Here is a 15,685-nt window from a genome sequence, read left to right as displayed (position 1 = left end):
GCGCCGGCACCGGCGATTGCCGGCACCGGACGCTTGTGCCACGGCGTTCGGAAAAACCTCGGTCAGCCCTGCAATAGCTGCCGAGCCATCACGATCCGCTGCACCTGGTTGGTGCCCTCGTAGATCTGAGTGATCTTTGCGTCCCGCATCATCCGCTCGACCGGGTAGTCCCGCGTGTAGCCGTAGCCGCCGAGCAACTGCACCGCGTCGGTGGTGATCTCCATGGCGGCGTCGGAGGCGAAGCACTTCGCCGCCGCGCCGAAGTAGGTGAGATCCGCGTCGCCACGCTCCGACTTGCCGGCGGCCGCGTACGTGAGCTGCCGGGCCGCCTCGAGCTTCATGCCCATGTCGGCGAGCATGAACTGGATCCCCTGGAACTCGGCGATCGCCTTGCCGAACTGTCGACGCTCGGCCACGTACCCCTTGGCGTAGTCGAGCGCGCCCTGCGCGATCCCGACGGCCTGCGCGGCGATGGTGACACGGGTGTGGTCCAGGGTCTTCATCGCGGTCGCGAAGCCGGTGCCCTCCGCGCCGATCATCCGGTCTGCCGGGATCCGCACGTTGTCGAGGTAGACCTCGCGGGTGGGCGAGCCCTTGATACCGAGCTTCTTCTCCGGTGCGCCGAAGCTCACCCCGGCATCGGACTTCTCGACCACGAAGGCCGAGATGCCCCGGGACCGGGCGGACGGGTCGGTGACGGCGAAGACCGTGTAGAACTCGGACACGCCAGCGTTCGTGATCCAGCGCTTCACACCGTTGAGCACCCAGTGATCCCCGTCACGTACCGCCCTCGTGGTCATCGACGCCGCGTCGCTGCCCGCCTCCGGCTCGGAGAGGCAGTACGAGAACATCGCGTCACCGGCGGCGACCGGCGTCAGGTAACGACTCTTGAGGTCGGCGGAGCCAGCCAGCAACAGCGGCATCGTGCCGAGCTTGTTCACGGCCGGGATCAGCGAGGACGACGCGCAGGCGCGGGCCACCTCCTCGATCACAATGGCGGTGGCCAGCGCGTCCGCGCCCGCGCCGCCGTACTCCTCGGGGATGTGCGGGGCGTGGAAGTCGGCCGCTCGCAGCGCGTCGTAGGACGCCTTGGGGAACTCCCCGGTCTCGTCGGCCTCCGCGGCGTGCGGTGCCACCTTCGCGGCGCAGACCTCCCGTACCGCTTCCCGGATCGCCTGGTGCTCCTCGGGCAACCGGTAGACGTCGAACGACTCCCCTGCGGCCATCTCGGCCCTCCCCTTCACCGCTATCATGCGCAGTCTGTGACGACTCCTGACCGCCGACCGCGCAGACTGAAGACTAGCGACTGCAGTTCAGGTGATGTTACCGGCGCGTAGGCATGGGCAAGATGGTGCACCCGACGCGCTCAGCGATGATGAGGACCGAGACAGTGAGCCACCCTCCGGTGCCCCGCCCAGGCGCCGCAGCAGAATGCGACGCGACGACGCGACGCCAGCGCGAGCGGAGAAGACAGGCGTGACGATCCCCTACCCCACCATCCAGCCGACCCCCGCCATCGCCACGGTGACCCCGCCCTCGGGCGCACCTCGGCCGCGGGTGACGTTCCTTGGGACTGGCTACCTCGGTGCGACGTACGCCATCTGCTACGCCGAACTGGGGTACGAGGTACTCGGGTTCGACGTCGACGCCGACAAGATCGCGATGCTGAACGCCGGTCAGGTGCCGATCCACGAGCCCGGCCTGGACGAGCTGCTCCGGCGCAACCTCGCCGCCGGCCGGCTCCGGTTCAGCACCGACATCGCCGAGACCGCAGAGTTCGGTGACGTGCACTTCATCTGCGTGGGCACCCCGCAGCGGGCCGACGGCATGGGCGCCGACCTGTCGTACGTCGAGGCGTCGGTCACCAGCCTCGCGCAGCACCTGACCCGCAAGGCCTTGATCGTCGGCAAGTCCACCGTGCCGGTCGGCACCGCCGAGTGGGTCGAGCAGCTCGTCGGCAAGCACACCCCCGACGGCCTGGACGTCGAGGTGGCGTGGAGCCCCGAGTTCCTCCAGGAGGGCTTCGCCGTCGACGACGTCCTGCGGCCCAACCGGATCGTGGTCGGCGTCAAGAGCGAGTGGGCCAACGGCATGCTCTACGCCGCGCACAAGGGCGTGTTCGACCTGGCCGCCACGGAGGACCGCGAGGTGCCCCTGGTGGTCACCGACTTCTCCACCGCCGAGCTGGTCAAGGTCGCCGCGAACGCCTTCCTGGCCACCAAGATCTCCTTCATCAACGCGATGGCCGAGGTCTGCGAGGCCTCCGGTGGCGACGTCACCCAGCTGGCCCGCGCAATCGGCTACGACCCGCGGATCGGCAACCGGTTCCTCCAGGCCGGCCTCGGCTTCGGTGGCGCCTGCCTGCCCAAGGACATCCGGGCCTTCCAGGCCCGCGCACAGGAGCTGGGCGCCGGCGAGGCGCTGCGCTTCCTGCACGAGGTCGACCTGATCAACCTGCGTCGGCGTACCCGGGTGCTCCAGCTCGCCGCGGACCTGCTCGGCCGCCGTTCCGGCCCGGCCGGCCCGGACTTCTCCGGCACCCGGATCGCCGTGCTCGGCGCCACCTTCAAGCCCAACACCGACGACGTCCGCGACGCCCCGGCGCTCGCGGTCGCCGCGCTGCTGCAGAAGGCCGGCGCCGACGTGCACGTGTACGACCCGCAGGGCACCGAGAACGCCCGCCGCGCGGTTCCCGAGTTGACCTACGAGAGCAGCATCAACGAGGCGGTCAGCAACGCCGACCTGGTCTGCGTTCTCACCGAGTGGGCCGACTTCCGCAACGCCGACCCGGTCGCCCTCGGCGAGTTGGTCAGCGGCCGCAAGGTCGTCGACGGCCGCAACTGCCTCGACTCAGCACTGTGGACCCAGGCGGGCTGGGAGTACCGGGGCATGGGTCGCCCCTGAGAAAACCGACGCCCACCGGCCGGCCATCGAGCATCTCGATGGCCGGCCGGTGTCGTTGTTTGCCCGGGACCCGCCGACAAGAGTCGAAATCCGCGCCAGCTTTGGGCATGCTGCGACAGTGGGAGTCCACAGTGCGGGTGGAGGGGTGTCGTGGCGACCTTTCAATGCTCCTCGTGCGGCCGGGAGATCAAGCCGGCCGTTCGATGCCCGCACTGTGGGGCAGATCAACCACAGTGGGTCGAGCACCTCTCGGACATCGAGCGTTCGATAGCGGAGATGAAGGCGCGCGACGCCGCCATCGCCCGTGAGCAACGGCAGATCGCCGCCAAGATGCAGGCCGCGCTCTTCCAGCGGGACATCCTCGCCCACGCCAGCGAGGAGCGCCTCAAGCAGGCCACCCGGCCCCGCCGGGTGCTCCGCCGCCGCCCCGGCCGCCGGCCACCGACCGCCACCACCGGAGCGCCGCCCCGGGTGCCCCGCCAGGGCACTCCACCCGCCCCGGAGGATCCGCCGCCACCCCCGCCCCGGGCCACCTGGCTGGACGCGGACGACCCGGAGCACCCGCCGGAGGCCTCGTCGCGCGAGGTGCAGAACATCCCCCTCGGGCTGGGCGCGCTGCTGCTCGGAGTGGCCGCGGTGGTCTTCGCCGCGGTGGCCACCAGTTCGATGGACGCGCTGGCCCGGCTCGGCATCCTGCTCCTGGCCACCGTGCTGATGCTGCTCGCCCCGCCGGCGCTGGCCCGGCGCGGGCTCACCTCGACAGCGGAGACCATCGCCGCGGTCGGCCTGCTGCTGGTGCCGCTCGCCGGCAACGCCCTCTGGGCGGTGGACCGGATCGGCACCGACGGTGCGTCCGGCACGGTCTTCGCCGGGGTGATCTTCGCGGTCACCGCCGCCGTGGCATTCGGGTACGCCCGTTGGACGGGCCTGCGCGCGCCCCGCTTCGCCACCGTGCTCGCCGCGCAGCCGGTGCTGCCTCTGCTGGCGTACGACCAGATCACCGGGCCGGGCGGCTGGGCGCTGGTGCTGGCCCTGGTCGCCCTCGTCGACCTCGGCCTGGCCCGCTCCGGCGTGACAGTCGAACGCCCCGCCCGGCAGGACCTGCCAGGGCCGGGCACGCCGTCGGCTCCCCGCCAACGCGACACCGAGAGCCGGCCGGAGGGCGACCCGGAGGAGGCCGCCGAGCTGATCGACGCCACCGGAGGCACCACCGACCCGCGACCGCCGACCCGCCCGGTGCCCGGCCTGCGTGAGCTGACCTGGTCGCTGCACGCTCTGGCGGTCGCCGTCGCGCTGGCGTACGCGGTCACCGCCCTGCTGCGGGCACAGACCGTGCCGACTGCGACCGGCGCCGGGGTGGTGCTGCTGCTGGCCGCCGTGATCGGGCTGGCCGGCGCCCTGGTGCTGCGTCGCCCGCCGCTGCCCGACGTGGCGGCCGGCATCGTCACCCTGGCCGTGATCGGCGCGCTCAGCCGAATCGCGTCGGTGGCACTCCCGGCCGGGCGCTGCTGCTGATCGCGGCGGTCATCACGGTGACCGGGCTCGCGGTGCGCGCGGTCCCGGAGGCGGCCCGACGTGGCCCACAGATCGCCTCCGCGGTGGCGCTGACCGTGAGCGGTCTGGTGGTCGCCGGCGGCGCGCTACGCGCCGGGGTGGCACCGGTCCGGGCGGCGCTGCCCGCCTGGGATCCCGACCTCAGCCGGTACCCGGGTGAGTTGGCCGCCGCGGTCGGGCCGACCACCTGGCAGCTCGCCGGTGCCGCGTTCCTGCTCACCATCGCGGCGGTGCTGGCCCTGCCGACCGAGATCCGCCGGGAGTTCGCCGTCGCCGGCGCGGCGCTGACCGCGCTCGCCGTCCCGGCCTCGTTCGGTCTCGGCTGGGCGACGGCACCGTGGCCGATGGTGGTCACCGCGATCGGCATCGGAGTGATCGGGCTCTCCGCCCGCACCGACCGGGCCGCTGTGGCGCACGCCATCGGGGCGGCCGTGGTCGGCCTGTTCGCGGCGGGTGCCAGCCTGTCCAGCCCCACCCTCACGGCCGCGGTCCTGATCACCCTGTTCGTGGCCGGCACGCTTGTCGCGCTGGCGCCCCGGATCCGGATCGCGTCCGCCGCCTCCGACACGGTCACCGCGTGGGCCGCCGGTGGCGCCGCGTTCGCGCTGCCCGGGGCGGTGGCCGCGTTCGTGGCCGCGAGCATGCCGAGCGATCCGACCCCCACCCCGGCGAGCCTCCGCGAGGTGACCGTCCCGGTCCTGGCGGCCAGCTTCCTGGCGGTCTGCGTGACCCTCGGCTACGCCGCCGTCGTGCAGGTCTCCCAGCGCCGCATCCCCGCGCCGCTGTCGGTCGGTACCGGGCTGGGCGCGCTGATGGTCACCGCCGCCGCGTTCGGGGCACCCGGCGCGACAGTCGCCGACGCCTGGGTCGGCGCGCTCCTGCTGGTCGCGGCGGTGCTGCTCTTCCTGGCCCCCTCCATCGACGCCGGCCGGCGCGCGGACCTCACCCTCGACGGCTCGGACCTGGCCGCCGCGGCGGTCACCACCGCCCTGATCGCCACACTGGTCCGGATCGGGGCGGTGCTCGCCCCGGGTGGGCAGTTGGCGGTGGCCGCCGCCCTGCTCCTGGTGGTCGCCGTGGGCGCCCGCAGCATGCCGGAGGAGTGGCGACGCGGGCCGATCCTCGGCCTCGCCGTCGGCGGTGCCCTGATCGGCGTACTCGCCGGCTGGTCGGCGGTGCGCGGTGGGGTCGGTGTGCTGGCCACCCCCGGCCCGATCTGGAGGGGCGACCTGAGCGGCTGGCCGGCCGCCCCCGTCGGCGGTGCCACGTGGCAGGCTCCGGTCGCGCTGGCGCTGCTGGCCCTCGCCGCCGGCATCCTGCTCCCGCCGCCCTGGCGCTGGGACGTGTCCGGCGTGGCGGTGGTGCTCGCCACGATCGGCGCGCCGGCCGCCTTCGATCTGGCCTGGTGGTCGCCGGTCCTGGTCGGCGGAATGGTCGCCACCGTGTTCGGCATGGCCGCGGTGGCAACGGAGGAGGCACGCGCCGGGCTGTCCCGGGCCACCGTGGCAGGGGTTGTCGCGCTGCACGCCGCCGGAGCCGGACTGGTCCGCCCGTGGACCACGGCCCTGGCGCTGGGCAGCATCGCTCTGATCGGCGTGGTGGTGGCCACGCTGGCCCGTGTCCTCGCCGACCCGCAGGTCACCGACATCGACACCGAGGGAATGCCGCCCCACCTGGCGCAGATCGGTGGCGCGGCGGCAGCTGCCGCCCTGCTGGCCCTCCCCGGTGCGGTGGCGGCACTGGCCGCCGAGTTCGAACACTCGGCGCAGGTGGTGCTGACCGCCGCGCTGGCCGCGACCAGTCTCGGCCTGGCCGCCGTGGCAGCGGTCCGCCGGCTGGTGCCGCAGTACCTGCCCTGGGCCAGCGTGGCGGTGGTCGGCGGGGCCGCCATCAGCGCCCTCGCCGCCATCCCCACCGGCCTCGCCGCCGGCGTCTACGCGGCCGCCGCCGCCCTGCTCGGCGTACTGGCCGAGCTGATCCGCGCGGCCACGGTGCCGCCCACCGGCGCGGCCCAGCCGGTCCGACGTTGGGCGGTACGGCTCGACGGCGCGCTACGGCGGCTGCCGGACGACCCGGAGCGACGGCGGTGGCGGGTCAACCCGGCTGCGGGCGCGTTGGCCGCGGCGGCGCTCCCGACCGCCCTGGCCCTCGCCTCGGTCGCGCCCGCGCTGGTCGCCGCCCTGGTCGAGCCGCACCGCACACTGACCCGGATCTGGCAGGGCCCACCGCCGGAGCTGCTCACCCCACCACCGGACGTGGTCAATCCGACCCACGTGCTGACGGCGCTGCTGCTCACCGCGACCGCCGCGCTGGCCGCCACCGGGTTCAGCGGCGGGCGACGGTCCCGGGCCGTGCCTGTGGTGCTGCCCGGGGCAGCCGTCACGCTGCTGATCGCGCCCATCGCGCTGGGCCAGGGCTGGCCCGCCAGCACCGTCGCCGCGCTCTCCGTCTTCACCATCGCGATGCTCGGTCTCGCGCTGACCCCACCTCCGCCGCTTGTCGAGCGGGCCCGCTCGCTGCGACTGGCCCGGGTGCTGGTGTTCGTCATCGGTCTGGCCGGTGGCAGCGCCGGGCTCGCGGGCAGCCTGGCCGACCGGCAGATGACCGTGTTCACCCTCGGCAGCGCGGTCGGAGTGGGCGCGGTCGCGGCGCTGTTCGGCACCACCCAGCGGTCGCGCATCCTCGGCTGGCTCTTCGCCTCACTCATGGCGCAGCTCTTCGTGCTCACCGCCGGCCTGGTCGCCGGGCTGGCCGCGGTCTGGTCCGCGTTCGGGGTGCTGGCCGTCGGCGCGGTCCTCCAGGTGCTCGCCGCGACCCTGCCCCGGCTGCGCCGTCCCGAGGCACAGCGGGAAGCCTCCACCGTGGAATGGACCGGGTACGCTGCCGCGCTGATCGCCCTGGCCCTCGCCTTCGACTCGCCCCGACACATCGCCGCCCTGCTGGCCGCCTGGGGCGCTGTGCTCGGGGTGGCGGCGACCCGACCCGGCCGCCGGCCGGTGGAACGCCGGATCCTGTTCTGGGCGGTGGTGGTCTGTGAGATCACCGCGTGGTGGATCCTGATGCGAGTCGCCGACGTGGCGCTGCCCGAGGCGTACACGCTGCCGTTCGCCGCGCTGGCCCTCCTCGTCGGCGTCCTGGAGCTGCGCCACCGACCGGACATGAGCAGTTGGGTGGCGTACGGTCCGGCGCTGGTCGCGGCCTTCGTGCCGACACTTGCCATCGTGCTGGCCACCGAGTCCAGCACGGTGCGGCAGATGCTGCTGCTGCTCGGCGCGGTCGCGGTGCTGATCTTCGGCTCGTCCAGTCGGCAGCAGGCACCGGTGATCGTCGGCGCGTCGGTCACCGCGATCACGGCGATCCACGCCCTGTTCAGCCTCGGCCCGTGGCTGGCGCTGATCCCGGTGGGCATCCTGCTCCTGGTGCTCGGCGCGAGCAACGAACGCCGCCGCCGAGCCCAGGAACGCCTACAGACGGCCCTGCGCGGCATGAGATGAATCGGAGGGTCCCTGCGGCGTGAGTGAGTGGGCAGGGTGAGCGGGCGCGGTCCGCGGGGATGCCTTGCGCGATCTTGCACTTTCTGTCGCGACATTAGGCGCGAATGCCACGAATCGACGACCGAAAGTACAAGATCGGCGGGGCGCGGGGTGGGGCGGGGCGCGGGGGTTGGGCTCGGGTTACTAAAGGGTGGCCTTTAGGGCTTCTTCCTTTGTTGCTACGAGCTTTTCCAGGTCCTGCTGGTAGGTCGTCATCTTGGCGCGCAGCCCCTCGTCGCCGGCACCGAGGATCCGTACGGCGAGCAGGCCGGCGTTGCGCGCGTTGCCGATCGACACGGTGGCGACCGGGATCCCGGCAGGCATCTGCACGATGGACAGCAGCGAGTCCATGCCGTCGAGGTGCTTCAGCGGCACCGGCACACCGATCACCGGCAACGGCGTCACCGACGCGACCATGCCGGGCAGCGCGGCGGCACCCCCAGCCCCCGCGATGATCACCTTGAGGCCCCGGTCGGCGGCGTCGCGCCCATACTCGATCATCGCGACCGGAGTCCGGTGCGCCGAGATCACGCGTACCTCGTACGCCACGCCGAAGTCGTCCAACACCTCGGCAGCGGCCCGCATGGTCGGCCAGTCCGAGTCACTGCCCATGATCAAGCCAACCGTGCTCACTGCGGCCCTCTCGTCGATTCCGAAACCGTGGCTCACTCGTGGCCCTCGCGCAGCCAACGCGCGGCCCGTGCGGCCCGTGCCCGCAGGTCCTCCAGGTCGTCGCCGAGCACCGTGACGTGCCCGATCTTGCGGCCAGGTCGCACCTGCTTGCCGTACAGGTGCACCTTGGCACCCGGTTCGGCGGCGAAGAGGTGGTGCAACCGCTCGTCGATCGACATCCCGCCCGGCTCGCCGCCGAGCACGTTCGCCGACACCACCACCGGGGCGGTCAGCGCGGTGTCACCCATCGGGTAGTCCAGCACGGCCCGCAGGTGCTGCTCGAACTGCGAGGTCCGGGCGCCCTCGATGGTCCAGTGCCCGGAGTTGTGCGGACGCATCGCCAGCTCGTTGACCACGATCGCGGGGCGGCCGGCGTCGTCGCGTACCTCGAACAGCTCCACAGCCAGCAGGCCGATCACGCCGAGCGCGGTGGCCAGGTCGATGGCGAGCTGCTGCGCGGAGACCGCCAGCTCCTCGTCCAGGCCGGGCGCCGGGGCCAGCACCTCCACGTTGATGCCGTCGCGCTGCACCGTCTCGACCACCGGGTACGCGGCCACCTGACCGAACGGCGAACGGGCCACCTGCACGGCCAACTCCCGCCGCAGCGGCACCCGTTCCTCGACGATCAGCCGGGTGCCGCCAGCGAGCAGCGTGGTTGCCAGCTCAGTGGCCTGGGCGGCGTCGTCGACCATCCAGACGCCCCGGCCGTCGTATCCGCCCCGGGCCGCCTTCAGCACCACCGGCCAGCCGACCTGCTCGCCGAAGTCGACGAGGTCAGCGGGCTCCCCGACCGGCCGCCAGGCCGGGTTGGGGGCGCCCAGCTCGGTCAGGCGTTCCCGCATGACCTGCTTGTCCTGGGCGTGCAGCAGCGCGTCCGCCGGCGGGTACAGGGGCACCCCTTCCGCCGCCAGCGCGCGGATGTGCTCGGAGGGCACATGCTCGTGGTCGAAGGTGACGACGTCGCAGCCCTTGGCGAAGGTGCGCAGGGCGGCCAGGTCGGTGTGGTCGCCGTACTGGACGTCGGCGGCAACGAGCGCCGCGCCGTCGTCGGGGGCGGTCGCGAGCACACGCAGTGACTGGCCGAGGGCGATCGCGGCCTGGTGGGTCATCCGGGCCAACTGGCCGCCACCCACCATGCCGACAACTGGCAGACCGGTACGGGAATCCATAGCGCGGCCAGCCTATCCGGGCCGCCGAGGCGCCCACCCGGAGGGCTGGCGACCGGCCTCGGAAGAGCTGGACGGGCCTTCCGGCGGGTGTCGTGGGCGACTACCGGGCGTGGCCGTGCGATCAGCCCAGCTCGGCGACCAGGTCCTCGACCGAGGTGACCGGCCGCTGGCAGACGAAACCCCGGCAGACGTACGCGGCGGAGCGCCCCTCGACCAGCGGACGACCGGCCAGCAGCGGCACACCCGGCTGGTCCGGACGCCCGGCGACCACCACCGCCCCGGGCGGGGCGTGCCGGTGGGCGGCGGCCACCAGGGGGTCGCCGGCCGGGTCGTCGGTGGCCACGGCGATCTCGTACGGCCCGGAGAGCAACGCCTCGCCGGTCATGGCCGCGTACCCGGTGAACCGGGGGTGCTTCCCGACGATCGGCGCGACAGTGCCGAGGGCCGCCTCGGCGGCCTCCCGGTAGCGGGTCTCCCCGGTCAACGCCGAGTACGCCACCAGCCCGGCGATCAACGCCGACCGGCCGGACGGGGTCGCGTTGTCGGTCGGGTCAGCCGGCCGGGCGACGAGCCGCTCCGCGTCGTCCGCCGTGTCGTAGAAGGCGCCACCGGGTGCGGCGAAGTGCGCCAGGGCGGTGTCCAGCAGTTCGCCGGCCAGGGTGAGCCAGCGGCCCTCGCCGGTGAACTGGTGCAGCGCGCAGAAGGCCTCGGCCACACAGCCGTAGTCCTCCAGGACACCAGCCGGCTCGCCGACCTTGCCGTCCCGGGAGACCCGGCGCAGCCGGCCGTCCACCAGGTGCACGGCCGCCAGGTGCTCGGCGGCCTGGCGCATCGCTCCGTCGGCGACGATGGTGACGCCGTCCATCAGGTTGGCATCGGCGTCCTGCGGGGACGCGTACACGGCGGCCACCTGCTGGAACTCGGCGATGGCGGTGATCGCCAGGCCGTTCCAGGCGGCCACCACCTTGTCGTCGAGGGCCGGCTGCGGGCGGGTGTCCCGGGCAGCGAGCAGCCGTCCGACCACCTGCTGCCAGTGGGCACGTACCTCGGGCGCGGCATCGTCCACGTCCCGGGCCAGCCTGAGGACGCTCATGCCGTGCTCAAAGGTGCCCTGGTCGGTGACGGTGAACAGGTCGGCGGCGAACCGGCCGTCCTCCTTACCCAGCGCCTCGACGAGTTGGGCAGGCGTCCAGGCGTAGGTGAGCCCCTCGACGCCCTCGGTGTCGGCGTCCAGCGCGGACGCGAACCCCTGCCCCGGCCGGTGCAGCTCGTCGGCGAGGAACCGGGCGGTGTCCCGCGCCACCCGGCGGGCCAGCGGGTCACCGGTGAGCCGCCACAGCTGGGTGTAGACCCGCAGCAGCAGCGCGTTGTCGTAGAGCATCTTCTCGAAGTGCGGCACCGTCCAGTGCGCGTCCACCGAGTACCTGGCGAAGCCGCCCGCGAGCTGGTCGTAGATGCCGCCTCGGGCCATCGCCTCGGCGGTGTGCCGGGTGATCTCCAGGCTGCCCGGGTCGCCGGTGCGCTGGTGGTGGCGCAGCAGGAAGAGCAGGTTCATGTGCGGCGGGAACTTCGGGGCGCCACCGAACCCGCCGTTCGTGGCGTCGTACTCGCTGGCCAGCTTGGCGGCCGCCGCGTCGAGCAGCGGGGCGTCCAGCGGCGCGGTGGGGCCGCCCACGGCCTGCGCGCCGCCGATCGCCTCGACCACCGCGGCGCCCTGGCCGAGCACCGCCTCGCGCTGCTCCCGCCAGGCGGTGGCCACCGACTGGAGCAACTGGACGAAGTTCGAGCGCGGGAAGTAGGTGCCGCAGAAGAACGGGGTGCCGTCCGGGGTGGCGAAGACGGTCATCGGCCAACCGCCCTGGCCGGTCATCGCCTGGGTCGCGGTCATGTAGACCGCGTCCACGTCCGGGCGCTCCTCACGATCCACCTTGATCGACACGAAGTTGTCGTTCATCAGGGCGCCGACCTGCGCGTTCTCGAACGACTCGTGCGCCATCACGTGGCACCAGTGGCAGGCCGCGTAGCCCACCGAGATGAGGACCGGAACGTCCCGCCGTTTCGCCTCGGCGAACGCCTCGTCCGACCACTGCCACCAGTCGACCGGGTTGTCGGCGTGCTGGAGCAGGTACGGGCTGGTGGCGTCGACGAGTCGGTTCACCTGACGACCATAGCCAGCCCCGGCGCGGACCGCGCGGGCTCCACCCGGACTGTCGACTGCCCGCCCCACGGCCCGGGCCGGAGACCGTCAGCCCTTCTTGAGCCGGACCACAGCGGTGTCCGCGTCACCGACGAAGACGTCGTACGTCGTGTCGTAGGCGATGGCGTTCGCGGACACCGTCACGGCACCGTGCCGGAACGGGACCGATGTGAACGAGGGCGTGCTGGAGGTCCAGGCAACCGGAGCGCCGGGGGTGCACGCCGCCTCCGCCCGGACGATGCCCTCAGCCCGCTCGCCGTGCCACGTCTGGGTGACGCCGCCCTCCACGTACACGGTGGCCGGGGCGTTGCAGGTGACCGTGCCGCGCAGCGTCACCTCGTCGGCTGCGGTGTCGATCGTGCCCGACCTGGCCACGTCGACGCCGACGGCGAGCACCGGGGGCGCCGGCGGGTTGACCACGTGCACCTCGCCCCGGGCCGAGCCCGTGCTGTAGTTGCAGCGCTGCTCGAAGGTGGCGTCGAACCGCTCCAGATAGCCGTGCGGGCCCCAGGAGATGTCCGTGACGGTGAACGAGCCGGTCTGCCCGAACGAACAGATCCGGTCCGCACCGGTCACTGCGATGCCGGGCAGGGGGCTCTCGTAGGTGTTCTCGGTGGCACCGGTGTAGGTGCCCACGGCCAACGACTGACCGACGGGCGCGCTCACCTCGATGGTCCAGGGGCCGGTGGGTGGGTCGAAGACCTGGACGGTCAGGTGGTTCGCGGTGCCCCAGACGTTGAAGCCGTCGCCGGACGCGGTGGAGAAGGCCACCCCCTGACCCTCGGTGATCGGATCGTCCGGATCACCGGTGACCGCCAGCGTGGCCGACTCGGGTGCCTTGGCCGAGGCGGGAGCGGCGACCGCCAGCGTGCCGAACGCCGCGACGGTCAGCACAAGTGCCGCGGCGTGGAGGGGACGTTTCCCGGAGAGTCGCATGATGTCCCTTCGAGAGAGGGCGTGGAAGATCAACACATCCACACAGCTCAATCGACTCTAAGGTGTCGGCGGGCGGTCGGCCGCCCCGCCCGAAACCGATCAGCCGAGGTCGCGCCTGCTACTCAGGACGCGCCGTCGGCGCGGAGCCGGAACACGTTCGACTCGGCCGAGTCGCGCAGCGACCCCAGCACCGCGCCGATCTTGTCCGCCGGCATCGGCTTGAAGAAGTGGTAGCCCTGGGCGGAGGTGCAACCCAGCTCTGCCAGGGCCATCCGCTGCTCGGCGGTCTCCACCCCTTCGGCGACCACCCGCAGCCCCAACTCGTGAGCGAGGCCCACTGTCGTCCGGACGATCGCGGCGGCCTCCGGCGAGTCGGCCATCCGGATGACGAAGGAGCGGTCCACCTTCAGCTCGTCCACGGCGATGCGGGTGAGGAAGGTCAGCGACGAGAAGCCGGTGCCGAAGTCGTCGACCGCGAGCTGCACGCCCATCGACCGGAGCGTCGCCAGCACCTCGTCGATGACCTCCAACTCGCTCATCACCACCGTCTCGGTGATCTCCAGAACGAGCCGGTGCGGCGGCACCTGGTGGCGGCGCAGCGCGTCGGCGATCTCCGCCGGCAGCCGGGGGTCGAGCAGGCTGCGCGCCGAGAGGTTGACCGAGATCGGGACGTCCAACCCCTCCCGGGCCCAACCGGCGGCCACGCCGAGCGCCTTGTCCAGCACGTAGCGGGTGAAGGTGCCGAGTTGCTCGCTGTTCTCCACCGGCCGGATGAAGTCGGCCGGGTTCAGCCACCCACGTCGGGGGTGCTGCCAACGGATCAGCGCCTCCACCCCGGTGGGCGCACCCGTGGCCAGGTCGACCGCCGGCTGCAGTGCCAGCACCAGCTGGTCGTCGACCTTCAACGCCTCACGCAGCTCGGCCAGCAGGGCGAGCTGGTCGGTGCTGGCCGCGTCGCGCGCGCCGTCGTACGCGGCGACGTTGCCACCGCCCTCCTTGGCCTGGTACATCGCGATGTCGGCCCGGCGCAGAAGCTCGGTCAGGTCCGCGGTGCCGGCGGCGGCCACCACCACCCCGACCGAGACCTCGATGGACATCCGTACGCCGGCCACCTCGGTCGGCGCGGCCAGCCGCTCGGCGATCTCACGGGCCTGGCGCAACGCGTGGGCCATCGGGGCGGCCCGGTCGCCGAGCACCGGCACCGCCGTGAGCAGCAGGGCGAACTCGTCGCCGCCGAGTCGGCCGAGCAGGTCGCCGGCGCGGACCAGCGCGTTGAGTCGGTTCGCGGTCAACCGCAGCAGTTGGTCGCCCGCGGCGTGGCCGAGGGTGTCGTTGACTTCCTTGAACTGGTTGATGTCCAGCAGCAGCAGCGCCACCGGGTGATCGTGGCTGAGCTGTCGCAGCGACTGGTCGCCCTTGCTCAGCATCGCCGCCCGGTTGGCGAGCCCGGTGAGCGGGTCGTGCACCGCCTCGTACGACGAACGGGCTGTCACCAGCCGCAGCTCGTGGTGGGTCGCGGCGTCGTGCAGCGCGGCGGCGAGCGCGTCGCCGAAGGCGGCCACCGCGTCGCGTTCCCGGGCCGTGGGCGGGGCCGAGCGGGGGAACCGCACCCGCAGCCGACCGACCGGCGCGGCGCCGACGGACAGCGCCCGGCTCAGCTCGTGCTCGTCCGACTCCGGCTGGTCCGTTGGGCCCGTCTCCCGGTCGACAAGCTGGCCGCTGGCGTCACCCCGGTAGCGGTGCCACCGCCCGTCGGCCCGGGCCACGTCGACGTCCACCAGTTCGGCGTTGAACAGCGTCACCGCCCCGGTGACCGCCGCGCTGGCCACGCCCCGCTCGTCGAGCTGGTTGAGGGCCGCGGTGGCCTCGGCGAAGGCACGCCAGGTGCGGCGCTCCTGATCGGAGCGCAGCCGGTAACGGTAGGTCTGCTGCAGCAGCCACAGCAGCGGCGGCAGCAACAGCAACCAGCGCGGGTCGAGCTCCAGCAGAGCGACCACCACGAGCCCGACCGCCACGTTGCCGACGAACATCAGCAGCTTGCCGCGCAGCGCGGCGAGCAGCGTCGGACCGATCGGCAGCCCGTGCCGCAGGCCCAGCGTCACGCCGCCCAACCAGGCGGTCACCAGGAGGTACGTCACCGAGCCGGCGATCACGGCCAGCGCCAGCATCGGGGTGGGCGGGGAGAGCAGCGGCCGCCCGAGCGCGGTGGTCACGGACACGGCCAGCGCCGACGCGGCGGCCAACGACGCGGCGATCCGGACGATCTCCAGGGCCGGACGGCGGTCGTTGTGCACTGACAGCATCGTCCAGGCCAGCCCGGTGCCGAGCAAAGTGGCGGACGGGAGCCAGCCGGCCGGGGTCAGGTAGAGGCAGACGATCAGGGCCGCCTCGCCCCAGGTGATGCTGACCATGCCCGCGGCCGAACGGAACCGCAGCCGGGCGAGCTGGGCGAGGGCCAGGACGGCGACGGCGATGCCGAAGCGGGCCGGACCACCGAGGGGGTCGTCGGCCGGCAGCCGGACCGGGAGGGTCAACCCGACCACGGCGGCGGCCAGGGCGGTCAGCGTGACGGCGGCGGTGAGCACGAGCAGCCGGCCCGGAGTGCCACGCACCCCGAGCCGATCGAACGGGTCGTCGGCCGGACCGGAGGTCATCGACCTCCCCCGTCAGCCGACCGACCGACGTCGCGGCGGGCGGCCGGTGCTGTGCTGGTCATCGGC

At 73.0% G+C, this 15,685-nt stretch carries 7 protein-coding genes and 1 pseudogene; 2 read left to right on the top strand and 6 right to left on the bottom strand.

The genetic code is table 11. From position 1 onward, the window contains the following. Positions 1-62: 62 nt before the first annotated feature. Complete coding sequence (locus ACQP0U_RS04725; protein WP_433316079.1) at positions 63-1,226, bottom strand: acyl-CoA dehydrogenase family protein; 1,164 nt, start codon at positions 1,224-1,226, stop codon at positions 63-65. Between the two features lie 250 nt (positions 1,227-1,476). Between ACQP0U_RS04725 and ACQP0U_RS04720 the strand changes: the two genes are divergently transcribed. Together ACQP0U_RS04720 and ACQP0U_RS04715 are read left to right on the top strand one after the other, a co-directional pair. Next, positions 1,477-2,904 carry a UDP-glucose dehydrogenase family protein gene (locus ACQP0U_RS04720; RefSeq protein WP_433316077.1) on the top strand — a complete coding sequence of 476 codons (1,428 nt, stop codon included), beginning with the start codon at positions 1,477-1,479 and terminating at the stop codon, positions 2,902-2,904. A 150-nt stretch (positions 2,905-3,054) separates the two neighbouring features. Then, positions 3,055-7,952, top strand: a pseudogene (locus ACQP0U_RS04715) (SCO7613 C-terminal domain-containing membrane protein). A gap of 183 nt (positions 7,953-8,135) precedes the next feature. Here ACQP0U_RS04715 and purE read toward each other — a convergent pair. The 5 genes from purE to ACQP0U_RS04690 form a co-directional block, all read right to left on the bottom strand. After that, a complete protein-coding gene (purE, locus tag ACQP0U_RS04710) occupies positions 8,136-8,624 on the bottom strand; it encodes a 5-(carboxyamino)imidazole ribonucleotide mutase (RefSeq protein WP_433316075.1) in 489 nt (162 codons plus the stop codon). A 32-nt stretch (positions 8,625-8,656) separates the two neighbouring features. Beyond that, positions 8,657-9,832: a 5-(carboxyamino)imidazole ribonucleotide synthase gene (locus ACQP0U_RS04705; protein WP_433316074.1), complete on the bottom strand. Its 1,176-nt coding sequence runs from the start codon at positions 9,830-9,832 to the stop codon at positions 8,657-8,659. A 121-nt stretch (positions 9,833-9,953) separates the two neighbouring features. After that, positions 9,954-11,990: a thioredoxin domain-containing protein gene (locus ACQP0U_RS04700; RefSeq protein WP_433316072.1), complete on the bottom strand. Its 2,037-nt coding sequence runs from the start codon at positions 11,988-11,990 to the stop codon at positions 9,954-9,956. A gap of 87 nt (positions 11,991-12,077) precedes the next feature. Continuing rightward, positions 12,078-13,007, bottom strand: a complete 930-nt coding sequence (locus tag ACQP0U_RS04695) for a hypothetical protein (RefSeq protein ID WP_433316070.1) — start codon at positions 13,005-13,007, stop codon at positions 12,078-12,080. 80 nt (positions 13,008-13,087) lie between these two features. Further along, positions 13,088-15,619 (bottom strand): putative bifunctional diguanylate cyclase/phosphodiesterase, encoded by a 2,532-nt coding sequence (locus tag ACQP0U_RS04690; protein ID WP_433316068.1) that lies wholly within the window; start codon positions 15,617-15,619, stop codon positions 13,088-13,090. Positions 15,620-15,685 lie beyond the last annotated feature (66 nt).

Source organism: Micromonospora sp. CA-269861, from assembly GCF_050948505.1.
In the GTDB taxonomy this organism is placed as follows: Bacteria; Actinomycetota; Actinomycetes; order Mycobacteriales; family Micromonosporaceae; genus Micromonospora.
The sequence above is the reverse complement of the archived record's forward strand: the minus strand, read 5'-3'. Positions and strand labels throughout refer to the sequence as shown.